Source organism: Natronomonas pharaonis DSM 2160, from assembly GCF_000026045.1.
Classification (GTDB): domain Archaea; phylum Halobacteriota; class Halobacteria; order Halobacteriales; family Haloarculaceae; genus Natronomonas; species Natronomonas pharaonis.
In genome coordinates, this window is sequence record NC_007426.1 from 2,050,065 (window position 1) to 2,073,757 (window position 23,693).

General features: G+C 62.5%; 17 protein-coding genes. 6 read left to right on the forward strand and 11 right to left on the reverse strand.

Translation table 11 applies throughout. The annotated features are described in order from the left end of the window. Positions 1 to 15: 15 nt before the first annotated feature. Positions 16 to 939, forward strand: a complete 924-nt coding sequence (locus tag NP_RS10450; RefSeq protein WP_011323818.1) for an HhH-GPD family protein — start codon at positions 16 to 18, stop codon at positions 937 to 939. 61 nt (positions 940 to 1,000) lie between these two features. On the opposite strand, the gene NP_RS10455 is transcribed toward NP_RS10450, so the two are convergent. Then, positions 1,001 to 2,755 carry a nitrite/sulfite reductase gene (locus tag NP_RS10455; protein ID WP_011323819.1) on the reverse strand — a complete coding sequence of 585 codons (1,755 nt, stop codon included), beginning with the start codon at positions 2,753 to 2,755 and terminating at the stop codon, positions 1,001 to 1,003. Positions 2,756 to 3,299: 544 nt separating this feature from the next. Between NP_RS10455 and nasA the strand changes: the two genes are divergently transcribed. Both nasA and NP_RS10465 read left to right on the forward strand, forming a co-directional pair. Further along, a complete protein-coding gene (gene nasA / locus NP_RS10460) occupies positions 3,300 to 5,390 on the forward strand; it encodes an assimilatory nitrate reductase NasA (RefSeq protein ID WP_011323820.1) in 2,091 nt (696 codons plus the stop codon). A gap of 492 nt (positions 5,391 to 5,882) precedes the next feature. Further along, entirely contained in the window at positions 5,883 to 7,241 is a 1,359-nt protein-coding gene (locus NP_RS10465) for an MFS transporter (RefSeq protein ID WP_011323821.1), read from the forward strand. Positions 7,242 to 7,428: 187 nt separating this feature from the next. Here the strand turns inward: NP_RS10465 and bioD are convergent, their stop codons facing one another. From bioD to NP_RS10490, 5 genes are all read right to left on the reverse strand, one after another. Next, entirely contained in the window at positions 7,429 to 8,100 is a 672-nt protein-coding gene (gene bioD / locus NP_RS10470) for a dethiobiotin synthase (RefSeq protein ID WP_011323822.1), read from the reverse strand. Beyond that, positions 8,097 to 9,296: an aminotransferase class I/II-fold pyridoxal phosphate-dependent enzyme gene (locus tag NP_RS10475; protein ID WP_011323823.1), complete on the reverse strand. Its 1,200-nt coding sequence runs from the start codon at positions 9,294 to 9,296 to the stop codon at positions 8,097 to 8,099. The genes bioD and NP_RS10475 overlap by 4 nt, the downstream gene beginning before the upstream one ends. A gap of 3 nt (positions 9,297 to 9,299) precedes the next feature. After that, positions 9,300 to 10,328, reverse strand: coding sequence for a hypothetical protein (locus tag NP_RS10480; RefSeq protein WP_011323824.1), 1,029 nt, complete (start codon positions 10,326 to 10,328; stop codon positions 9,300 to 9,302). A gap of 2 nt (positions 10,329 to 10,330) precedes the next feature. Then, positions 10,331 to 11,443: a biotin synthase BioB gene (bioB, locus tag NP_RS10485; RefSeq protein WP_011323825.1), complete on the reverse strand. Its 1,113-nt coding sequence runs from the start codon at positions 11,441 to 11,443 to the stop codon at positions 10,331 to 10,333. Positions 11,444 to 11,552: 109 nt separating this feature from the next. Beyond that, complete coding sequence (locus NP_RS10490; protein WP_011323826.1) at positions 11,553 to 12,896, reverse strand: ABC transporter substrate-binding protein; 1,344 nt, start codon at positions 12,894 to 12,896, stop codon at positions 11,553 to 11,555. A gap of 306 nt (positions 12,897 to 13,202) precedes the next feature. Here NP_RS10490 and NP_RS10495 point away from each other — a divergent pair, with 306 nt between their 5' ends. Then, entirely contained in the window at positions 13,203 to 15,170 is a 1,968-nt protein-coding gene (locus NP_RS10495; RefSeq protein WP_011323827.1) for an AMP-binding protein, read from the forward strand. 124 nt (positions 15,171 to 15,294) lie between these two features. Here NP_RS10495 and NP_RS10500 read toward each other — a convergent pair whose 3' ends face one another. Next, positions 15,295 to 16,977, reverse strand: coding sequence for an acyl-CoA synthetase (locus tag NP_RS10500; RefSeq protein WP_011323828.1), 1,683 nt, complete (start codon positions 16,975 to 16,977; stop codon positions 15,295 to 15,297). Positions 16,978 to 17,113: 136 nt separating this feature from the next. Between NP_RS10500 and NP_RS10505 the strand changes: the two genes are divergently transcribed. Beyond that, the gene (locus NP_RS10505; RefSeq protein WP_011323829.1) at positions 17,114 to 17,953 is read left to right on the forward strand and encodes an HpcH/HpaI aldolase/citrate lyase family protein; all 840 of its coding nucleotides are present in this window, start codon (positions 17,114 to 17,116) and stop codon (positions 17,951 to 17,953) included. A 19-nt stretch (positions 17,954 to 17,972) separates the two neighbouring features. After that, on the forward strand, positions 17,973 to 18,431 hold the full coding sequence (locus NP_RS10510) for a thioesterase, FlK family (protein ID WP_011323830.1): 459 nt from the start codon (positions 17,973 to 17,975) through the stop codon (positions 18,429 to 18,431). Here the strand turns inward: NP_RS10510 and NP_RS10515 are convergent, their stop codons facing one another. The 4 genes from NP_RS10515 to NP_RS10530 form a co-directional block, all read right to left on the reverse strand. Continuing rightward, entirely contained in the window at positions 18,432 to 18,890 is a 459-nt protein-coding gene (locus tag NP_RS10515; protein ID WP_011323831.1) for a MaoC family dehydratase, read from the reverse strand. It lies immediately after the preceding gene. A gap of 105 nt (positions 18,891 to 18,995) precedes the next feature. Continuing rightward, positions 18,996 to 20,726, reverse strand: a complete 1,731-nt coding sequence (locus tag NP_RS10520; protein ID WP_011323832.1) for an acyl-CoA carboxylase subunit beta — start codon at positions 20,724 to 20,726, stop codon at positions 18,996 to 18,998. Between the two features lie 5 nt (positions 20,727 to 20,731). Continuing rightward, positions 20,732 to 22,480, reverse strand: a complete 1,749-nt coding sequence (locus NP_RS10525; protein ID WP_011323833.1) for an acetyl-CoA carboxylase biotin carboxylase subunit — start codon at positions 22,478 to 22,480, stop codon at positions 20,732 to 20,734. A 3-nt stretch (positions 22,481 to 22,483) separates the two neighbouring features. After that, positions 22,484 to 23,650 (reverse strand): acyl-CoA dehydrogenase family protein, encoded by a 1,167-nt coding sequence (locus NP_RS10530; protein WP_011323834.1) that lies wholly within the window; start codon positions 23,648 to 23,650, stop codon positions 22,484 to 22,486. Positions 23,651 to 23,693 lie beyond the last annotated feature (43 nt).

Genomic DNA, 23,693 nt, shown 5'->3' on the forward strand with positions numbered 1-23,693 from the left:
GGCTACGGGCTATCGATGGAGGACGGTCCCGATACACTGCCGGCGGATGTCGACGCGGTCAGGGCGGCACTCATCGAGTGGTACGAAACCGACCACCGGTCGTACCCATGGCGGGAGACCGAAGACCCCTACGAGATTCTTGTCTCGGAAGTGATGAGCCAGCAGACACAACTCGACCGAGTTGTCGAAGCGTGGCACGCGTTCCTCGATGAGTGGCCGACCGCTGAGGCACTCGCCGAAGCCGACCGAGCGGCTGTCGTCGGCTTCTGGACCGACCACTCGTTGGGCTACAACAACCGAGCGAAGTATCTCCACGAGGCCGCTCGGCAGGTCCGCGACGAACACGACGGCGAGTTCCCACGAACGCCCGATGGGCTACAGGAGCTGATGGGTGTCGGCCCATACACCGCCAACGCCGTCGCCTCGTTCGCGTTTAACAACGGCGACGCCGTCGTCGATACGAACGTAAAGCGGGTGTTGTACCGTGCGTTCTCCGAGTTGCACGACAAAGAGGAGCCGCCGTACCAGCACATAGCGGACGAGTTGCTGCCGAAGGGCCGCTCCCGCGTGTGGAATAACGCTATTATGGAACTCGGCGCGGTTGCCTGCGGGAAGACCCCTCGCTGCGACGAAGCGGGGTGTCCGTGGCGGGAATGGTGTGACGCCTACGACACAGGCGATTTCACCGCTCCTGATGTACCGACCCAGCCCAGTTTCGAGGGCAGTCGCCGACAGTTCCGTGGCCGGGTCGTCCGTGCACTAAACGAGTACGGCGAGCTACCGATAGACGAGTTGGGACCCCGTATCCGGGTCGATTACTCGCCTGACGGCGAGTACGGCCGAGCGTGGCTTCGGAGCCTGTTGGAAGACCTCTCCGATGAGGGAATGGTGCAGCTAACCGAACGCGATGGTGCGGTTATTGCTAGGCTCCAGCGTTGACCTCTTCGCATGACTTCAGTCGTGAAATTCTTCTGTCGGTTGTGTCGGCCCCTAGTGCGGCCTAGTCGTCAGCACCTTGGACGCCCTTGGTGGCCTGCTTTTCTGCATCGAACGGATACCACGACTGCTTGGCGTCGTAGAGACACGGGTCGTCGTAGCTCGTCTCGACAGGCTCACACAGCTCAATCAGTTGCTCGTCGCTCGTCGCAGCAACCCACTCACGGAACGTCTGTCCCGCAAAGCGGTGGGCCGCGTACGCTTCGACGATGTTTTTGATCGCGCCAGGCACTTCGTCGGCGGGGACGCGTTGGCGAATCCAGTTGACAAACGATGGGTCCTCACCGATACCGCCACCGAGGCCGATATCTAGCGCTTCGACCATCTCACCGTCTTTCCGGGCCCGCATCCCGAGCAAGCCGATGTCGGCGGTGTTGGCCTGTCCGCAGTCGGCCGTGCATCCGGAGAAATGAATTTTAAGCTGGCACACGTCCTCGGGCAGGTCGACGTTGTCCCGCAGCCACCGGAGCATCCGGGCCATTCGGGCCTTCGTTTCGGTTAGGGCGAGTCCACAGAACTCCGTGCCGGTACAGGCGGTCGCGCCGCGGACGAATGGGTTTGGTTCGGGCGTGTGTTTGTGCAGCAAGGGCTCTCGGAGCAGGTCATCAACCCTGTTCGGGTCGACATCCATAATCAGCGGATTCTGTCGGCGCGTTAGCCGAACTTCACCCGAACCGTACTCCGCGGCGAGTTCCGCAAGCCGAATCGCTTCCTGTGATTCGAGCCGTCCACAGGCAACACTGAGACCGACCCATTTCTTCCCGTTTTTTTGGTCGTGGACGCCGACGTAGTCGAATGCGCCGTCTTCGCTGGGACGCCCGGCATTGTAGGTGTATCTATCCCGCATATCCGCGCCGCTGGTTTTGAGTTCCCAGTCGACGTACTCCGCCTGCAGTGTCTCTCGGATCCATTCGGGTCCGTTATCATCGACGAAGAACCGTGACCGATTCTTGCTGCGGTTTTCGCGGTCCCCGTAATCGTGGTACAGTTCGACGAAAGCGCGCACGATGTCGACCGCACGGTCGGGGGCGACCCAGACGTCGAGCGGACGCGCAACCCGCGGCTCATGGCCGCCCAGACCGCCGCCGACGCGAACATTGAATCCGAGCTGCTCCTCGCCGTCAATCTCTTTTTGTGCTGGTTCGAGTCCGATATCGTTGATCGAGTCCTGTGCGCCGCCCTCCGGCGTCCCTGTAATAGAGATGTTGAATTTCCGCGGCATATTACAGAGCGCGTCATCATCCCGGATCTCGTCTTGGAACCGGTCAAGAATCGGCTGGGTGTCGATGATTTCGTCGTCGGCCTTGCCGGCAACCGGGCACCCAACGATGTTCCGCATTGTATCGCCGCCCGACGAGCGGGTCGTAACACCGGCCGCTTCGAGTTTGTCCCACACATCCGGAACGTCTTCGAGCCGTATCCAGTGGAGTTGTACCGACTGCCGCGTCGTCAGGTCAATCCACCCGTTGCCGAACTCGGGGTTCGTTTCGGGACCTGTCGCGTATTCGTCGGCGACTTCGCCGATTGCTCGAAGCTGTCCCGGGTCGAGCCGACCGTTACAGTTGGTCAAGCGCATCATGAAGTAGCCTTCCTGTCCAGAGCGCTGGTGGAAGAGCCCCCAGAATTTGAACCGGCAGAACCACTCGTCGCGCTCCGACTCGGGAATAGAATCGAACCCGCGGTCGGCGAACTCGAGGATTTTCTCCTGTACTGTGTCACCGTACAACTCCTCCTTGTACGCTTCTTTTTTATGCGGCATCGACCATCACCAGACACGTTAAATCGGAACCATTTCCGTTTTCAACCATTCGTCTGCTCATCATACACGCATATTACTTTGTATTGTTTGGGAAAAAGCTGTCTATTTAATATATTCGGAAATTCGGGCTAGAAGCGGAAACCACAATATCCGACACGCCAACCCGGTATTATTTCTCCTTCTTTCTACAGAATTTTATTTACAACTCATTCTCCGAGGTATTTTTGTCATACGTTTTTCGCTCTCCACAGGGGGCGTTTCAGTGTCCGCCCGTCGGCAGCACATCCACCGGCCGCGATGCTCTGGCCGCTACTGTTTTGAATATCTAAACATATTCAGGAGAAACTCTGCCAATAAGCACGCCGTCGAAAGCATTATTGCATTGATTGACTCAGTATGAGCTGGTTAACCAAACGTCGATAATGCACATGCCACAACATCTCCGGACGGGTGACAACGGACTGGCTACACTGAGTGTCGAAACAGCCGCGTCGGTGACTGTGCGGCCGATAGGGCCCGACCGACCGCCGAGGGCGAGAATCCGATGAGCCAGTGGACGCCGACGACCTGCATGCGGTGTGCGGTCGGCTGTGGCTTGCTACAGCGTAGCGACGGGACAGAGTTGACAGATGTACGTGGTGACCCATCACATCCGGCTACTTGCGGTGCGGACTGCAAGCGTGGCGTTCAAGAAACGCTTGCTGCCGAAAGCAAACGCCTCACAAAGCCGCTTGTTCGTCGAGGAGGGACGCTGCAGCCAACCGACTGGGATACCGCCATCGGCGTCGTTGCGACCCGGTTCATTGAGGCGGTTCGTGCCGATTCCGGCAACGTTGCTGTCTTCGGCAGCGGCCAGCAAACGAACGAAGCCGCCTACGCACTCGGAAAGCTCGCGCGCGGCGGGCTTGGGACGCCGCATTATGACGCCAATACTGGGCTTTGTATGGCTTCAGCGATCACAGCCTACGACCACGCATTCGGGGGGAACGCTCCACCGCCGACGTACGACGATATCCCCGCGGCAGACACACATCTTATCTGGGGAGCAAACCCCGCAACCGCCCATCCGGTTCTGTTTAATTGGGTCGTCAACAGCGCCAACGATGGCGGCCAGATAGTCGTCATCGACCCGGTCGAAAGCAAGACCGCAGCTCGCGCTGACACGCACATCCAGCTGAAACCGGGCGCTGACCTCGCCTTGGCGCGAGGGGTGATCGCCCATATCGTCGATACCGGCGGTGTCGATACCACGTTTGTCAAGTCGAACACCACTGGGTACGACTGTATGGCCGACGCCCTGCCGGCCGTACAGGAGGCCGCTGAGACGGCCGGTGTAACCGTGGATGACATCGAGACGATAGCCGACGCGGTCGACGCAAAGACGCTTCTCTACTGGGGGATGGGTGTCAATCAAAACATTCAGGGGACAGCGACGGCGCGTGCGCTGATAGATCTCTGTCTCGTGACTGGCAATCTCGGCCCCGGAAGCGGCCCCTTCTCGCTGACCGGCCAGGCCAACTCGATGGGAAACCGCGTCTGTGCCTCGAAAGAGACCTGGCCCGGCCACCAGCAGTACACCGACCAGTCGGTGCGGAAAACAGTCGCGAACACGTGGAACGTTCCGTTTAGTCGGTTGCCAACCGGCCGAGGCGACGGGTTTGTCAGCATCATCAACCGGATGGCTCGTGGCGAGATCGATATCTGCTGGACGGTCGCAACGAACCCCGCTGTCGGGTTGCCTGATGCCGACCACGTGCGCTCCGTATTAGAGGATGTTTTCCTTGTCGTTCAGGATGCCTTCCGCTCTCAGACCGTAGAGTGTGCGGACGTTGTCTTACCAGCCGCAACGTGGGGAGAAACCACCGGGACGACGATGAACATGGAACGCCGGGTCGCTCCACTCTCGGCTGCGGTTGAACCGCCCGGAGAAGCCAGACAGGACCTCGATATCATCGCCGCTATCGGCAACCGAATCGAGCCGGAGCTGTTTGACGAGCCGCCGCTTGACCCCAGCGACGTCTTCGCGGAGCTTCGGTCGATAACGGCCGGTGCCCCTGCGGATCTCTCGGGCATCAGCTACGAGCGGTTGGAGCGGCACGGGGCCGTCCGATGGCCCGCTGCCGACACCGATTCAGAGGGCGGCTATTTGTATTTCGACGATGGTGAATGGTCATTCGACACTGACAGCGGTCTGGCAGCCTTCTCGTCCGGCACGCATAGTGGCGTCGCCGAGCCAGTCGACGGGCAGTATCCGCTCACGTTAACGACCGGTCGGTCAGCCGGCGTTTATAATACGGGCGTCCGGAACGCCGAAACGCTCACTGACGGGCTACCGCGGGCCCGGATGCACCCCCGGACGATCACCGAGCAGCTGGCCGCATTTGACCGAGGCCGAACGGTGGTGGAGTCCCGACGCGGCTCCGTTACGGTTGCAGTTGAACCGGACGAGGGGATTCCACGGGGACTCGTCTGGCTGCCGATACACAATCCTGCAGTCAACACGTTGACCCTCCCGACCGTCGATCCACAGTCCGACGAACCGAATTACAAGCAGTGTGCGGTCAGGATTCGAGCCCCGACAGAAACCGACCCTGTAGCCGAAACCGAGCAGGCAGCCGACACAGTTAACGGATGAGGACGTCCGTCCGGACCTTCGGCTTTCCATCTACTGTCGTCGGGGGCGTTCATGCGGTGCTCGCTTGTTAATTTTTTCAGCGGGGGAAATACGCCGTCTGAGACGGTGTAGAGCAGTTTATAATGGATCATAATAGCGTCTCTTCGCCAGAGCGGCTGTGGGTTTCCAGCTTTTTGCGCCTATCTGCCAGACGTTTTATTTTCGTTCGTTACTCGGCGGGTGATAATCCACGGACGAGTGGAACTGGTGAACGTGCGTCTCGCAGAGAATGTATTGACATACGTCAATCGTTTGGTTTATTTGCTGCCCGTATAATCCGTCTATACGGAATTAGAGCATGTCCAGAGAAAAAATAGGCCGTTTTGGACAACGGTTGACCAAGAATTGTTCAGACGCAGGCCGGACCGCCGACCGTTCCGACGTAACACCCACTGGCTACTGCAACGTCAGCGACCACCCCCCGGCTAGTTCCCATCTAAGAGGTGAACACTAATGGCGATAACCGACCTCCTGTACGGCAAATACCGGAACCTGCTGATGGCGACAGCGATGTTTAATCTCGGATTCGTCATCTGGTTCTCGTTTGCCCCATACACCGGAGAGATAGCCACGGAGTTCGGTCTTTCAGTCGCAGACCTCGGCATCGTTGCCAGTGCCGCGATCGTTGCAGTCCCGCTGGGCCGGATTGTTATCGGCCCGCTGACAGACCGGTTCGGTGCGCACGTAACGGGCTCTGTGACACTGATTACTGTCGGTATATTCGCTGTCATCAGCGCATTCGCAACGACGTACGCAGTGTTCACCGGCTCACGGATTATCGCATCCCTCTCGGGTATCACGTTCGTCATCGGGATCCAACACGTCGCCGAATGGTTCGAAGAAGAGAACCTCGGCACCGCTGAAGGGATTTTTGCTGGTATTGGAAACGCCGGAGCCGGACTGGGCGCGTACTTTACGCTGCCGCGAATCTTCGGCGAGGGGTACATCGACCCGATTTTTGGCCCGGAGTTTCTCGCCACATCGGCCAACTGGCGAGCGGCGTTCTTTTATACTGGACTCATCGCCATCGTGCTCGGTATCGCATACTACGTGCTCTGTGATGCGGCAAAGTCCGAGGCAAAGCGTAATGCAACCAAAGCCGGGGTGAGCTGGGACCAATGGAAGTTCATCGTCACCCGATACGGTGCCGTCGTGCTGTCAGTAGCCTACATCATGACATTCGGGCTAGAACTCGCAATGAACGGATGGCTCGGTACCTACTACCGCGAGGCGTTCGGGCAGGGCGACATCGTCATTGCAGCCACGTTCGCAGCGACGTTCTCGATTGCTGCGGGGCTACTGCGACCGTTGGGTGGCTACATCAGCGACCTCGTCAAGCGCAAAGAGATGAATCTCTTGCCGTGGTTCCACGGCGAGTACCGGAACCAGTGGACGTTTGTGACACTCGTATACGTCATGTTGACTATGTTCGGGATGACCGCAGCGGGGCTAACCGGAAACATCTACCTCGCGGTCGTGGCAGCGTTCTTCGTCGGCCTCGGCTGTGCCTTCTCCGAAGGAGCGATTTTCGCACAGGTCCCGTCGATGTTTCCCGACAATTCCGGCTCCGTCGCCGGGATTGTCGGTGGAATCGGAACCGTCGGTGGCGTCGTCTATCCGATCGCCTTCTCACACGCGATGTTGCCGAGTCTCCACTGGGGTTACACGGTAGTCGGTGCCTCGATGATTCCGATCATCGCACTCAGCGCATGGGTCTTCCAACCCCACATCTCCGAGGTTGCAAACACGTCTGGCTGGGTCGTTCCAGACGATCTAATGAGTAAAACAAAAGGGTCTCCGAGCGACGACTAACGGTTGTGTGTGGCGGATAGTGTCTATTTATTTGAATGTTAATTATCTTGCCACATTTCTGAAGTCCGCTCTGCGGTATTATTGAAAGGAGCTTTTTTCGCCTCTAGAAAATCCTTTCTGCAGATATATGTTTATCCAACAACTAAATTACATCTCGTGATATAACGGATAACATATTTTACCAGAACTACCATATTTCATTCATATTAGGCATCGTTGCCACCGCCTCACCGAGCTGCCGAACAGCTGTCGGGGCTGGCGAGGGACGCTCCGGGAGCGTCTCGACAGGACAGTCACACATCCGTTCGAGTTCGTCCGGGTTCGTCCGTTCGGCGACCGATGCTGCCGTATAGCGGTTCAAGGCGACGCCAGCAACCGGTACCGACCGGCGTCGGAGCGTCTCGACGGTCAGTGCCGTGTGGTTAAGCGTGCCAAGTCCAGAGCGGGCGACGACGAGCGCTGGGACATCGAGCGCCGCCACGAGGTCGACGATTTCTTGGTCGCCGTCGGTCGCCAGCGGCACCCGGAGGCCACCGGCCCCTTCGACAACGCCAATATCCGCTTCAGCAAGCGCTGTCCGCGTCGCTGCAACCACGTCATCGAAGGCGATGGTCGAATCCGCCCGACGGGCAGCAACAGCGGGAGCCAACGGCTTCTCGAACGTTCGCAATCGGGTGGCCGCCGCCGCTTCGCCACAGATATTTCGGACGTAGTCAGCGTCGTCGTCCTCCGGATAGCCGGTTTGGACCGGCTTGACCGCGCGGGCCTTGCGACCCTGCTCGCGGAGCCATGCAACCAGCCCAGCGGTCACAACCGTCTTGCCGACGCCCGTGTCGGTACCGACGACAGCGATAGTCACAACAGCCCGACCTCCGTTCCGGCCACTTCAAAGGCGGCCAGACACCGGTCGATGTCGGCTGCAGTATGCGTTGCTTGAGGAGCCAATCTGATGCGGCTCGTTCCCTCCGGGACGGTCGGTGGGCGGATGGCCGGGGCGACGATGCCGGCATCCTCGAGCCGGTCGGCGAGAGCAAGGGCGTCTCCCCGGTCGCCGACGACGACCGGAAGGATATGTGTGTCGCCCCAGACCTCGTAGCCGAGAGCCTCCAACCCGGACCGGAGTCGGTCGACGTTCGACCACAGTGGCTTGCGCTGCTGTGGTGCCAGCGCAAGACCTCGTTCGGCAGCAGCCGCAGCGGGCGGGGCCAGCCCCGTCGAGAAGACGAACGAGCGGGCGGCGTTGAGCAGGTACTCCACCAGGGGCTCATCCCCGGCGACGAAACCGCCCTGTGCGCCCAGCGCCTTCGAGAGCGTACCGAGCTGTACGTCGACGCGGTCTTCGAGCCCCCGCTGGCCGACGATGCCACCGTCATAAACGCCGGTGGCGTGGGCCTCATCGACCATCACCCACGCGCCGTACGTATCGGCAGCATCGCAGATATCCGCGAGCGGAGCCACGTCGCCGTCCATCGAGAAGACCGAATCAGTGACGACCAACCACGACTCGTCGGCAGCAGCCTCGTCGGCACAGTCGCGCATACATGCTTCGAGCGCCGCGGCATCACAGTGGTCGTACACCTCGATGTCGGCCCCCGAGAGCCGCGCGCCGTCGATGATGCTAGCGTGGTTGAGCTCGTCGGAGAAGATTCGGTCGGGGGACAGTGCCGTCAGCGTGCCGACGTTCGCCGCATACCCCGACGAAAAGACGAGCGCCCGTTCGGCCGATTTCTCCGCGGCGAGCCGACGCTCCAGCGAGCGATGAGCCGGCGTATCGCCGACCACGAGCCGTGAGGCGCCCGCGCCGGTACCAACCGCACTGGCTGTGTCTGCGGCCGCAGCAGCGAGCCGGTCGTCACCCGCGAGCCCGAGATAGTTATTGGCGGCGAAGACCAGCTTTTCGTCTCCGAACGCCGGCGGCTCGCCTTTTGGGTCGACCGCAGTACGGGCGCTGGCACCGACGCTGTCGACCGGCGCGAGGTCGCGCCGGAGGCCTGTGTCTTCCCGGTCGGCGAGGCGGGCTTCGAGGTCGAACCCGCGGGTGTCGTATCGCTGCATCGGTCAGAAGCCGGGCATCAAGTCGGTGGGGCCGAAGACGCCATACTCGCCGGCACGGTTCCGCCGAACGCCGGCCTTCAGATAACCTAGCGCCGGCCCGTTGACATTGGCTTCCATGCTGGTGTCGTCGTCGAGCTGGAAGGTGTTGGTTGCCCGCTCGCCGTCGAAGGTCCGGCCGGTGACTTCGACGGTTGTCGTCGTCGGCTTCTCGTCGGAGCGGACATCAAGGATACCACCGACGGTGACGTCTTCGGCATCGCAGATGCCGGCGCGTTCGAGGAGTACGTCATCAGCGTGCTCCATGTCGTTGAACTCAATGCGGCCGTCGTGTTCGTCGACAATCGCTTCGATTTCCTCGTCGGAGAGTTCGCGTGCGGTTTCGATGTCGTAGCCGTCGAGGTGGGCGATGTCCTCGCGGACGGTCCCGCGGTTGTCCTCGTAGCCGGATTTGAGCCCGACACCCCACCAAATGTCGACGGATTCGACCTCGACGAACGATTGGGCGGCAAGCGCCGCCGCACCGGTCAGGAAGCCGGGGGTCGCGCCCGCCCCACAGACGAACGTGATACCGGCGTCTTCGAAACTGTCGACCCGGTCGTCGAGCATACCGATGACACGAGAGCGCTTGAGCACATCGACGAGGACACCTTCGTAATCCGCGTCCGCGAACCGGTCAGCAACACGAGGGATGAAGTCGTGTTCGAGGTTCGGCAGCGCGATGAGCACTGCATCGATGGCGTCGGACTCGGCGATGATGTCGTCTATCGGTGTTTCAGTCGGCTCCGCCTGCGTCGAGGCGGCGACACCGCGCATCTCGCCGGACTGCTTGACCGCCACCGCGCCGCCGTCGCTGGCGATGTTGCCCTCCGTCGCGGCCAGAAGTTCGTCGACATCGAGGCCGTCGTGGTCGATTGCGACGCCGTGACGGTCACACGCCGCCACGGGGGTCAGCGCCGTCTTCTCCGTCGCGTATTCGAGCGTTCGTCGACCGATGCCACCAGTACCGAGCACTGCGAAGTTGATGTCGTCCATTGTTAGTCGTCAGTTTCCGTTGTTGCGTTCGTTCGGTTCGCGTTCGATGCCGTCTCGGCTGCCGGGGACCGGTGTCGAGCCTTGACCGACTCGGGGTCGAACGTGTTGGCCTCGCGGTTGGGTTCCAGCCCCGCCCGCTCGATAATCTCGATGTCGTCGGCGGGCGTCTGGCCGTCCGTCGTGAGGTAGTCGCCGGTGAGGAGACCGTCGGCACCGGCCTCGAAGGGTAGATGCTGTTCGTCCGGGTCAAGGTTGACCTCACGGCCGCCTGTCAGCCGCACGCGGGCCTCCGGATGGAGGAACCGGTAGACGGCGATGGTCTTGATAAGCTCCGTCCGCGAAATCGTCGCCGCCTCGCGGTCGCCGATGGGCGTTCCCTCGACCGGGTTGAGGATGTTGACCGGCAGCGACGAGACGCCGACCTCCTGCAGTTCGATGGCGGCGTCGACGCGGTCGGCCGGCGTCTCGCCCATACCGAGGATGACGCCGGCACAGAGGTCCATCCCCGCGGCCTTCGCTCGGTGGAGGGTCTTTAGCCGGTCGTCGAAGCTGTGGGTGTTGACAATCTCCGAGAAATATCGTCGGGAGGTCTCGATATTGTGATTGTAGTGGTTGAGTCCCTCCGCGGCGAGTATCTCGGCTTCCTCCTCGGTCAAGACACCGAGGGAGGCGTCGACCTCGACGTCCGTCTCGTCGCGTACCAACCGGATGGCGCGGATGACATCGTCCCACTCGTCGGGCCGTTTTTCCTTGGAGACGCCCTTTTCGGCGACAACGATGCCGAACCGCTGGGCACCGTCGGCTTCCGCTCGCTTCGCGGCATCGAGGATGTCCTCGGGGTCGAGGAACCCATAGGTGTCGATGCCGGTGTCGAAATGGGCGGACTGCGCGCAGAACCCGCAGTCCTCGGCGCAGTTGCCCGCCTTCGCGTTGACGATGCTGCAGGCGTCGACCGTCCCGTCCGAAAAGTGCCGGCGGAGCAGGTCGGCCCCCGCAGCCAGTTCGTCGACGGGCTGGGCGAGCAGCGCGAGCCCATCGGTCCGGTCGAGTCGCTCGCCGTCGAGCGCCCGCTGGACCGCGTCATCTACCGTCTCGTTTCCGGTCTCGTAAACCACGACTAGCACCTCAGTTTACGAGACTATAAATCTAGTGGAGGGGCTACCGGACAGCGGATAGAGACAATAAAAAGCGTATGGCGGTGGTCGGTTGCGGCCGTCGATACAGCTACTGGACGGGGTCTATCTGCTCGACCCAGTCGAATGTCATCACGCCGTCCGGCGGGTTGCACTCGTGTGCGGGGATGAACTCGTAGTCGGTGAGGAGGTGGTGGTCGACCGGGTGGTCGTGGTCCGGCGTTGGCTGGCCGAAGACGGCGGGTGCGGACGCCTGCCGGCCGCCGGCCTGCGCCATCACGTGACTACCGTGGCTCATCTCGAAGGACAGCCCCCGGATGGAGTTCATCAGTTGGCTGCCCGTCGGCCAGTTGCCAGTGACCTCAACTGCCTGCTGGACGCCCGCCTCCAGTGCTTTGAACGAAGCCCACTCGTGGTAGGCACCCCAGCCGGGCATCTCATCGTAACGGTCGAAGTAGTCGTCCACGAACGCTCGGTGGTCGGACGATATCTCGTAGCGGTAGTTGGGCTGGTAGCCGCCGCGGCCGCCCATGATGACGTTTTCCGGCATGTCGTCGCCGAGGGAATCGAGCAACGGCGCACCGGTGTCCCCGTACAGCAGCGCCGTCCCGATGTCGTCGAAGAGGCCACCGTCGACGGCCTGGCTTGTGAACGTCGAGATGTCACCACCCCACAGGCTCGACGCGAGGAGGTCCGGCTCGAGGTCCTGTATGGCGTTTACGTGGGCGCTGTAGTCGGAGATGAACGGCTCCGGCGTCCGGGTCTCCAGTACTTCGATGTCGGGCCGGATGCGCTCTATCGCCGCGGTGAACATATCGCGGTGGTCGTGGCCCCACGCGTAATCCGGGTCGATGGTAACGACGGTTTCGACATCGTCCATCTGCTCGACGAGCCGCGCTCCGCCGACGGCACCCGCCGCGTTCGACCCCGCGGGCCGGACGACGTAGTCGAGGTCCGGGTTCTCTTCGAAGAGCTGGTACGTGCCGGGCGCGGTCACGATGAACGGTATCTGGTTTTCCTCGGCGGCCGGCGCAATGGAAAGCGAGTGGGCACTCGAAACCAGCCCCATCAGCATATCCGCTTCGTCGTTTTGGGCGATTTGCCGGACGCTACCGCGCATCGACTCGACGCCGACGTCCTCGTCGATTCGGTCGACAACCTCGATTTCGCGTTCGCCCAACAGCCCCCCACGGTCGTTAATCCGGTCGACCATCATGTCGACGACGTTTATCATCGGCTCACCGTAGAATGCCGGTGGCCCTGACTCGAACGTGAAATGGACGATGCGGAACGGCTCGTCCGGAATCCCCTCAACCTGCTCTTCCCCGCCGGCGTCGTCAAGCAGCGCACAGCCGGCAAACGCACCGATGCCGCCTGCCGCCGCAGCCCCCTTCAGGAAGCGACGCCGAGATGCATGCGTGGTGTTGTCAGACATATCCGTCACGTCACCGGAGTCTTCTCATAGTATAATAAAATCTTTGGTTTAACTCTAAATGTTGGAAATATAAACATGGAGACGCGGCTCTTCGAGGTGGGCTGCCGAAACGTCGCTGCTGTTTTCGGGCGTTCTTGAATGCTACTCACACACACAGGTACATAATTGTTTTCCATGTCAGTACTGGCGCGCGGCCGAACACACCGATTAGCGGCCGCTACGCGGACGGGCACCAGCGGAGGCAGTAGAGCGACCACCGTTAGAGTAAAGCACATTCGATGGGAAACGCTGGTTGGTACGGTAGCTATGCCCGCAGAGACACCCACACAGGACGAAGTAGTCCATAGACCGGACGAGGAGTTCGTCGAATCGACAAACGTCTACCAGTTCATGCAGGAGTACGGTATCGACGACTACGACGAACTCATCGAGCGAACGACGGGGGATGTCGAGTGGTTCTGGGACGAGCTTCCGTCGTATCTCGACATCGAGTTCTACGAGGACTACGACACCGTCCGAGACAACAGCGACGGCCCACAGTTCACCGACTGGTATCCCGGCGGCGAGTTGAACGTCGCCCACAACACCGTTGACAGACACGCCGACGGTGAGCGCCGCAATACGGTCGCCTGCATCTGGGAGGGAGAAGACGGCGACGTACGGAACCTCACCTACCACGAACTCCAGCGGCAGGCCAATCAGGTCGCCAACTACCTCGAATCGAGAGATGTCGGCGTCGGCGACACCGTCGGCCTCTACATGCCGATGGTGCCGGAGGTCATCAGCATCCTCTATGGCTGCTTCAAGGCGGGCGCTATCGCGGTTCCGATTTTCTCCGGATTCGGTGTCGATGCGACGGCAACCCGCATTGCGGACGCCGAGTGTTCGGTGCTTTTTACCGGCGACGGCTTCCTGCGCCGCGGCAGCGAGGTTACGCTCAAGGACGCTGCCGACGAGGCCATCGCCGAAGCTGGTCACGTCGAGCACACCGTCGTCTTCGAGCGGCTGGGAGCCGACGTGCCGTGGGACGACAACCGCGACGAGTGGTGGGCCGACGCGGTCGGTACCCAGTCCGACGACTACGAGACGAAGGCACTCGGCAGCAGCCAAGAGTCGATGCTGCTGTACTCTTCTGGGACGACCGGCAAGCCGAAGGGCATCGTGCACACGCACGCGGGAACGCAAATGCAGGCCCCCAAGGAGGTCTACTTCGGCTTCGATTTACAGCCCGACGACCGGTTCTTCTGGGTCTCCGACATCGGCTGGATGATGGGTCCGTGGACGCTCATCGGCACCCACACGTTCGGCGGAACGATGGTGATGTACGAAGGTGCACCCGACCACCCAGAGCCGGACCGCTTCTGGGAGATGATAGACCGCCACGGAGTCACCCAGTTTGGTATCTCGCCGACGGCCATCCGCGCGCTCCGCAAGCGGGGCGACGAGTGGGTCGAGGGCCACGACCTCTCAAGCCTTCGGCTGCTCGGCTCGACCGGCGAGCCGTGGGACCCCGAATCGTGGGCGTGGTTCTACGAGGAGGTCGGCGGCGGCGACACGCCGATAATCAATATCTCCGGCGGCACCGAGATATTCGGCTGCTTCCTGATGCCGATGCCGACCCAGCCGCTAAAGCCCTGCACGCTCGGCGGCCCCGGACTCGGCATGAACATCGACATCGTCGACGAGACGGGCGCGTCAATCAAAGCGGACAACGAACGTGGCTACCTCGTCGCCCGGGACTCTTGTCCGGCGATGACGAAGTCGCTGTGGAGCGGCGATGACCGCTATCTCCACGAATACTGGTCGAGCTTCCAGGACCCGCCGATGTGGGACCACGGCGACTGGGCACAGAAAGACGAGGACGGCTTCTGGTTCCTCCACGGCCGGGCCGACGACGCGCTGAACGTCGCCGGTCGAAAGGTCGGGCCCGCGGAGGTCGAAGGCGCAGCGATGGAACACGAGGCGGTCAATCAGGCCGCGGCGGTCGGCGTCCCCGACGACACGACCGGCACCGCCGTCGTCCTCTACGTTGTCGTCGAGGAGGGCGTCGAGGAAACCGACACCCTCCGGGAGGAGATTCGCGAACTCGTCGGCGAAGAGCAGGGGAAGCCGTTCCGGCCGCGCGAGGTGCTCTTTGTCGATGCGTTCCCGAAAACACAGTCCGGGAAAATCGTTCGCCGAGCGGTCGAAGCCGCCTACACGGGCGAAGACCTCGGCGACCTCTCATCGGTCGAGAACCCGGGCGTCCTCGACGACATCGAAGACGCGCGGTAGCGACTTTTTTCGCGCTTTTTATTGCGACGCCGTGGTCCGGCTTCCTGTTCTCCGCCAGCGGCACAGCCGCTCACAGGCAAACAAAAAGAAAGCCAGGAGGAGCTAGTTCGCTCGGGTGCCCGCGTTAGGCGTCGATGTCGGCTTCTTCCTGTGCCTCGTCGCGGAGCTCGGTGCGCCGAATCTTGCCGGTGACGGTGGTCGGCAGCTCGTCGCGGAACTCTATTTCACGCGGATACTCGTGGGCGGACATCTCCTCTTTGACGTGGGTTTTGATGTCCTCTTTCGTTTCCTCGGTTGGGTCCGCACCGTCGCTGGGGACCGCGTAGGCCTTCACGATGTTGCCCCGCTCCTTGTGGGGCTTGCCGACGACGGCGACCTCCGCGACCGCCGGGTGTTCGCCCATCGAGCTTTCGACCTCGAAGGGACCGATGCGGTAGCCCGACGAGAGAATGACGTCGTCGGCCCGGCCCTCGAACCAGAAGTAACCGTCCTCGTCTTTGTGTGCGAGGTCGCCGGAGAGATACCACTCACCGTCGGGCCCGTCAACGAAGCAGTCTGCCGTCTTCTCCGGCTTCTGCCAGTATTCGGCGAAGAAGCACGGATAGTCGCCGCGCTGGGCGATTTCGCCGGTCTCGTCCGGCGGGAGTACCTCGCCGGTATCGGGGTCGACGATGTCGGCCTCGATGCCCGGCAGCGGCTTGCCCATCGAGCCGGGACGGACCTCCTCGGAGGGGTAGTTGTTGATAATCATGTTGCCGGTCTCGGTTTGGCCGTAGGTGTCGTGAATGGTGACGCCGAGGTTCTCTTCGCCCCACTCGACGACGCCGGCCGAGAGCGGTTCACCGATAGACAGCGCATGCCGGAGGTCGAGCGACGTATCCTCGAAGACGTCCTCGTTCTCCCGGAGCATCCGGTATGCCGTCGGCACCGAGAACAGCACCGAAATCGGGTACTCGTCGAGGAGTTCCGCCCACTCTTCGGGGTCGAACTCGCCCTCGTAGGTAAAGAGGCTCGCACCCCAGAACCACGCGCCGAGCGTGTTGATAGCGCCGGTCAGCCAGCCAAGGTCGCCGGTCGACCAGTAGAGGTCGCCGGGCTGGAGGTCGACCGAATACCGCTGGGTCGCAGCAACGCCCAGCACCCACCGGTGCTTGTGGAGAACGCCCTTCGCGGGGCCGGTCGTTCCGGAGGTGTAGTACAGCAGCGCGTCGTCTTCGCTTTCCGTGTCGGCGGCCTCGTATTCGCGGCTCGCTTCGTCGAGGCGGTCGTTGAACGCGACATCGTCGTCCGGCACGCCGGAGCCGCGGTCGACAGTGATGACGTGTTCGACAGAATCGACCTCTTCGAGGGCATCCGCGACTGTCTCACGGTTATCGTCGGTCGTGACGACGACTTGCGCGTCACAGTCGTTCAGTCGGTAGGAGATGCCGTCCGGGCCGTACCGCTCGTTGACGCTCCCCCAGACAGCGCCGCGCTTGAGCGTCCCCACGAGGGCAATGTAATGTTCGGGGATGCGGGGCATATACGAAAAGACCCGGTCGCCCTCGTCGACACCAAGGGCCTCGAGCGTGTTCGCAAACTGGCTCGACCGGTCGGAAAGCTCCCAGAACGGCAGCGTCGTCAGCTCGCCGTCCTCGGAGACCTGGTAGAGAGCGACCTTCTCGGCGTTGTCCGCGTGTCGGTCGCAGGCTTCGTGAGCGATATTGAACGAATCGGGGTAGTCGCCGTCGGCCTCATCGGCGATGTCGTCCCACGTGAACGATTCGCACAGCTGGTCGTAGTCAGGCAGGTTGTGACTCTCGGGCATGCGCAAGCTAGACACCAGTACGGAAGGACATAATATTTGCGGCAACTGTTCGATTCGTTATATAAAGAACCCGTCCAAAGACGGGGCATCCGTGGCAGTCGATACCACTTAGTTCCCGTCCCGACAACGGACGGGTATGGCTCGCCGAAGCGTGCTGTTCGCACCGGGGGATAGCCCTGAAATCATGCGGAAGGCAGCGGCAAGTAGCGCTGACGTAGTGGTCTTCGACCTCGAAGACGCTGTCGCGCCCGGTGACAAAGCCGAGGCTCGCCGCGCGGTCGCCGACGTACTCGCCGACCTTGGAGACGGGAACGACATCGAACACTGCGTTCGTGTTAACCCGGTCGGCAGCGGGGCGGCGCGGGACGTTGCGGCCGCGTTCGCACACGCCGCACCCGACAGCGTGATGCTACCGAAAGCCGAGGGCAGCGACGACGTACTCCGGCTCCGTGAGCTCCTGCGCGGCGTGGATGCAGCACAGCCGGTATTGGCGCTCGTGGAGTCCGCCGCCGGCGTCCTCAACGCCGACGAAATCGCCGCGGCGGCCGCAACCGACGCGCTCCTCTTTGGGGCTGAGGACCTCACCGCCGACATCGGCGCGACCCGCACCGACGCGGGGACGGAGGTCCTGTACGCTCGACAGCGCGCTGTCACCGCCGCCAGCGCCGCCGGCGTTGACGCTATCGACACTGTCTACACGGACTTCGGCGACACAGAGGGGCTCCGGGCGGCGACGGAGACAGCCGCCCAGTTCGGCTACGACGGTAAGATGGCTATCCACCCTGACCAAGTAGCGGTCATCAACGAGGCGTTCACACCCGACGGGTCGGACATCGAGTGGGCCGAACGCGTCGTGACGGCCGACAAAGAAACCGACGCTGGCGTCTTTGAGGTCGATGGCGAAATGATAGACGCCCCGCTCGTGACCCGGGCGGAGCGAATTCTCCAACGGGCGGAGGAGGCCGGGGTACGATGAGCCGCTCGGAGCAACGACAATGACGACCCACAACGCCCCCAGCGCGCTCGTCGGAGCGACCGGCACAACGACGTTTACCGTCGCGGCGGCACACACGACGGTGGTCTTCGGTCACCAGCAGTCCCCGCCGGGCGTGCCAGCAGCCACCGACAGCAGCCCGGACGAGGCTATCAGGCTGCTCGGAACGGCGCATCTGCTTGCCCGCGTGGAGTTCACCGGTCGGGAATCGATAGCCGGCGAGATTCCGCCGGGAACCGGTGTCGTCGGGAAGACAGCGACGGTTGCTCACCGCGGTGCTGCACCGGTCGGGACGGAGGTGGTGGTCGAAACGGAGGTCGTAGGCGTCGACGGTGCCGACATCCGAATCGACGGCGACGCCAACGCCGACGGCCGGACAGTCGGCCGCGCCGAGGTGACGCTACAGTTGGTCGACAGAGAACGGTTCCGGGACGGCCTCGAAGCCGCGCCCGACGGGTAGTTACTCGGGGCGCTTCAACGATAGGGCCGTCCGGTCGAACGAGCAGACGAGTTCCTCTTCTTTGCCGTTTACTTTGAACACCTCGACGTGCATCGTGACGATGCCGCGTTCGCCGTCACTCGTCTCCCGCTTGTCAGTCACAGTCGACTGGACGCGGATGGTGTCGCCGTGGAAGACCGGATTGGGGTGTTCGACGTTATCGTACGAGAGGTTGGCGACGATGGTGCCGTCTGTCGTCTCCGGAATCGAGAGCCCGACGGCGAGGCTCATCGTATAGAGCCCGTTGACCAGCCGCTCGCCGAACTCCGTGTCATCGGCGAAGTCGGCATCAAGGTGCAGCGGCTGCTGGTTCATCGTCATGTCGCAGAACTGCTGGTTGTCGGCCTCGGAGATGGTCCTGCGCTTGTCGTGTTCGATGGTTTCTCCGACCTCGAAGTCCTCGTAGTATCGTCCTGTCATGGGTGTGTAATCGGGTGGGTGGGTGTTAATCATAGCGTCGAGCGCATTCGAAAGGCGATGCATTGGGGGCGACCCCCGATACGTTGGGAAGCGTTTCGCGGCCGGTCAGATGATGGTGCCGTGTTTCTTGTCCGGGAGGTCTTTCTCGATGCCCTCATAGAAGGCAAAGCGGTTCGTGAGTTCCTCACGTAGCGTCGAGGGCGGCACGATTTCGTCGATAACGACTTCGCTTGCCATCCGGTGGACATCGATGTCCTCGCGGTACTCCTCGCGGAGTTCCTGTTCCTTCTGCTTTCGTTCCGCTTCGTCGTCGATTTCCGCCAGCTTGCGGGCGTAGACAGCGTTGATGGCCGCCTCCGGACCCATAATGGCGATTTCGCCGGACGGAAGCGCGATGGTCGACTCGGGGTCGTATGCCGGGCCGGACATCGCGTAGATGCCGGCTCCGTAGGCCTTCCGGACGACGACACACTGCTTCGGCACGGTCGCCGACGAGGTGGCGTAAATCATCTTCTTGCCCTTCTCGAGGATGGCGTCCTTCTCGACCTGTGAGCCGGCCATGAAGCCGGGCGTGTCAGCCAAGTACAGCAGCGGGATGTTGTAGGCGTCGCACTTCCAGATGAACTCCGCGGCCTTCTCGGCGGCGTCGGGGAAGATGGCCCCGGCTCGCTGGTCGGGCTGGTTGGCGACGATGCCGACCGGCCGGCCGTCGATGCGGGCGAAGCCGGTCAGAATCTCCTTGCCGTACTCGGGCTGGAGTTCGAACCACGAGTCGGCGTCGACGACCCGGCGTATCAGGTCGGTCATGTCGTAGCCGCGGTTCGGCTCCTGCGGAATGATGCCATCGATTTCCTCGGCAGGGTGTTCCGGGGCGGTGCCATCGGTTTTCGGCGGCTGGTTGTCGCTGTTGTCCGGGAGGTAGCTGACAAGCTGGGCAACCAGCTCGCGGGCGTGTTCTTCGTCGTCGGCGACGAGGTCGGCGCTCCCCGAATACTGGGCGTGAACGTCGGGACCGCCGAGGTCTTCGAGGCTGATGTCTTCGCCGGTGACCATCTCGACCATTCGGGGGCTGGCGATTGCCATCGCACTCATATCCCGGACCATCACCGTGAAGTCGGCAAACACCGGCGTGTAGGCCGCACCGGCGATGCAGGGACCGTAGAGGACACAGATTTGCGGCACCCGGCCGGAGAGCATCGAGTGGTTGTAGTAGTATTTCCCGATGCCCTCGCGGTTGGCGAAGAAGCCGGTCTGCTGGTCGATGCGGCCGCCCGAGGAGTCCATCAGGTAGAGTACCGGCTGGCCCGTCTTCAGCGCGCGCTGCTGCATCCGGAGGAACTTCTCGACGCCCTTGGCAGCCATGCTGCCGCGTTTGACCGTGTAGTCGTTGGCCATGAAGTGGACGTCACGGCCCTCAAACTCCGCCGCACCGGTGATGAGACCGTCGGCCGGTAGCCGGTCGTCGGCGTCGAACTCCGCGAACTTGCCGTCCTCGAAGAGGAAGCCGTCGCCGAACCAGAGGTCGATACGGTCACGGACGAACTTCTTGCCCTGTTCGGGGAGCTGCTCTTTGTATTTTTCCGGGCCGCCGAGTTCGATGTCCTCGATTTCCTTCCAGAGCGTTTCTTCACGCTCGGTCGGGCCGAGGTCACGGTCCGGCTCGCTCCGGGTGCTGCCAGCGCCGGCGGCTCCGGCACCGCCGTCGTAATCGGCGGCTGCAAGCCGCTCGCCGTCCTGTGAGCGGACGGTCACGTCGTCTTCGAACCGGGTTGCAAGCGCCTCCGCGATGGCGCGGGCCTGTTCTGCCGTCGTATCGGCTGCGACTGTTACTTTCATCTGAATCACTCCAAGACGAGCAGGGTGTCACCCATGTCGACGGAGTCGCCTTCCGAGACGGGGACCTCGGAGACGGTCCCGCCGGCCGAGGCGACGACATCGTTTTCCATCTTCATCGCTTCGAGCACGCAGACGACATCACCCTCCGATACCTCGTCGCCCTCCGACACCTCGACGGAGAGTACGGTTCCCTGCATCTCGGCGGTGACCGCGCCCGCAGCGACCTGTCCGCCGCCGGAGCCGCCGGAGCTTGACCCCGAGCCGCCCGCGGGGGCCTCCGGTAGCCCGTCCTCGACGACGACATCGATGCGCTTGCCATCGACCTCGACGGCGAGTTCGTGGGTCGACGTGTCGCTGCCGCCGGCTGCCGGACCGTCGCCGCCCCAGCGGTCGACAGCGTCGGCCAGTGCTTCGGGGGCGAGCTCCTCGTCGAGGTACTTCGTCGTGTGGCTCCCGTCGACGAAGGCGTCGTCTTCGAGCATCAGCCGGTGGAACGGAATCGTCGTTCCGACACCGGAGACGTCGAAGTGTCGGAGCGCGCGCTTCGAGCGTTCGAAACACTGCTCGCGGTCTTCGGCGGCGACGATGAGCTTCGCAATCATCGAGTCATAATCGCCGCTTACCGTATCGCCCTGTGAGACCGCGTGGTCGAGACGGACGCCGATGCTGCTCGGCGGGTTGTAGGTTTCGAGATGACCGGGGGCGGGCGCAAACTCCTCGGCCGGGTTCTCGGCGTTGATGCGGTACTCGATGGCATGGCCGTCGATTTCGACGTCGTCCTGCTCGAAGGCCAGCTCCTCGCGGGCGGCGATACGAATCTGCCAGCGGACGATATCGATACCGGTCACTTCCTCGGAGACGGTGTGTTCGACCTGAATCCGGGTGTTGACCTCCATGAAGTAAAACTGGCCGTCCTCGACGAGGAACTCGACGGTGCCGGCGTTCGTGTAGTCGGTGGCAGCGACCCCCCGACGGGCGGCCGCACCGATTTCCTCCCGGAGGTCGTCCGACAGCGCCGGACTCGGGGCCTCCTCGATGACCTTCTGGTGGCGGCGCTGCAGCGAGCAGTCCCGCTCGCCGAGGTGGCGGACGTTGCCGTGCTCGTCGGCCAGTACCTGAACCTCGATGTGCTTGGGGTCGTCGAGGTATTTTTCGACGTAGACGGAGTCGTTGTCGAAGTAGGCCTCGCCCTCCCGCTTTGCGCTTTCGAGGGCGTCTTCGACCTCCGACTCGCTCCGGACGATTTTCATGCCGCGGCCGCCGCCGCCGCCCTCGGCCTTGATAGCGACCGGGTAGCCGTACTCGTCGCCGAGTGATTTGACCTCCTCGGCTGACTCGACGGGGTCTGTCGTTCCCGGCACGACGGGGACATCGGCCTCCTGCATGACCGTCCGGGCCTTCGTCTTCTCGCCGAGCCGTTCCATCGTATCGCCCGCGGGACCGACCCACGTGATGCCGTCGGCCGACTCGACGCGGCGGGCGAACTCGGCGTTCTCCGCGAGGAAGCCGTATCCCGGATGGATGGCGTCCGCGCCGGCGTCCTTTGCGGCCTCGATAATCGCCTCCTGGTCGAGGTAGGAGTCGCTTGCCGGTGCGGGGCCGATATTGTACGCCTCGTCGGCGTAGTCGACGTGGCCGGCGTCGCGGTCGGCGTCGCTGTAGACGGCGACGGTGTCGACACCCAGTTCCTCGCAGGCGGCCATCACTCGAATCGCGATTTCGCCACGGTTGGCAACGAGTAGCTTGTCGAACATGGGTCAGTAGGATTTCGGGAAGCCGATTTCCTGGCTGAGGTGGTTGTACGCCATCTGCTGTGAGACGGGGGCGAGTCGCGTCAGGTTAATCTCGCGCCACCAGCGCTCGACATCGTACTCGGTCGCATACCCCCAGCCACCGAAGGCCTGCATCGACTGTTTGACAGTCTCGATGCCGGCTTCGACGGCGGTCGCCTTGGCGATGTTCGTCTCGTAGCCACAGTCTTCGCCCTGGTCGTAGAGCCACTCGGCCTTCTGACGCATGAGTTTGGCAGCCTCGAGCCGGGCGTAGGGCTTGGTTATCGGGAACGAGACCGCCTGATGGGTGCCGATGGGGTCGCCGAACACCTCGCGGTCGTTGGCGTAGTCGATAGCGGTGTGGGCCGCGAGCTTGCCGATGCCGACGCCAGCGGCGGCAAAGCCGATGCGCTCGGGATTGAGCATGCTGACCAGCGCCCGCCACCCGTCGCCCTCCTCGCCGAGAAGGTCGGCTTCGGGGACGCGAACGTCTTCGAGGAAGACCTCACAGGACTTGGAGTAGTTCATCGCGTGCTTTTCGATGGGCGAGACCTCGATGCCGGGCGAGTCCATGTCGACGATGAAGAGGCTGATGCCGTCGGTGCCACGGTCGACTTCCGACCGCGGCGTCGTCCGCGTCACCAGAATCATGTTGTCAGCGCGGTCGGAGAAGGTAATCCACGCCTTCTGTCCGTTGAGGACGTACTCGTCGCCGTCCTTTTCGGCAGTCGTGGCGACGTTGAGCGTGTTCGTTCCGGCCTCCGGTTCGGTGATGCCGATGGAGAAGTTCCGGTCGCCGGTCGCGATGTCAGTCAGGTACGTTTCCTTCTGTTGCTCGTCGCCGTGCTGTTTGATACCGACCGCAGCCATGCCGGCGGTCAGGACCAGATACCACGTGCCGGCCATCCCACAGCCCTCGGCACAGAGCGTCTCCATCGCCAAGCCGAGTTCCTGCATTCCCATGCCGGCCCCGCCGTACTCCTCGGGAACGGCGAGTCCGTGGAAGCCGGCCTCACCGAGTTCGTCCCAGAAGTCCTCGGCGAACGCCTCGTTTTCCTCCTTCTGCCGCCAGTATTCCGGCCCGAACTGCTCGGCGATTTCGGTCGCAGTCGACGCTATCATCGAGTGTTCGGGGCTGGTCTCGAATGTCATACGTTGCTCCTACTGTATATGCTTGGCCGACAGCATTAGTAGT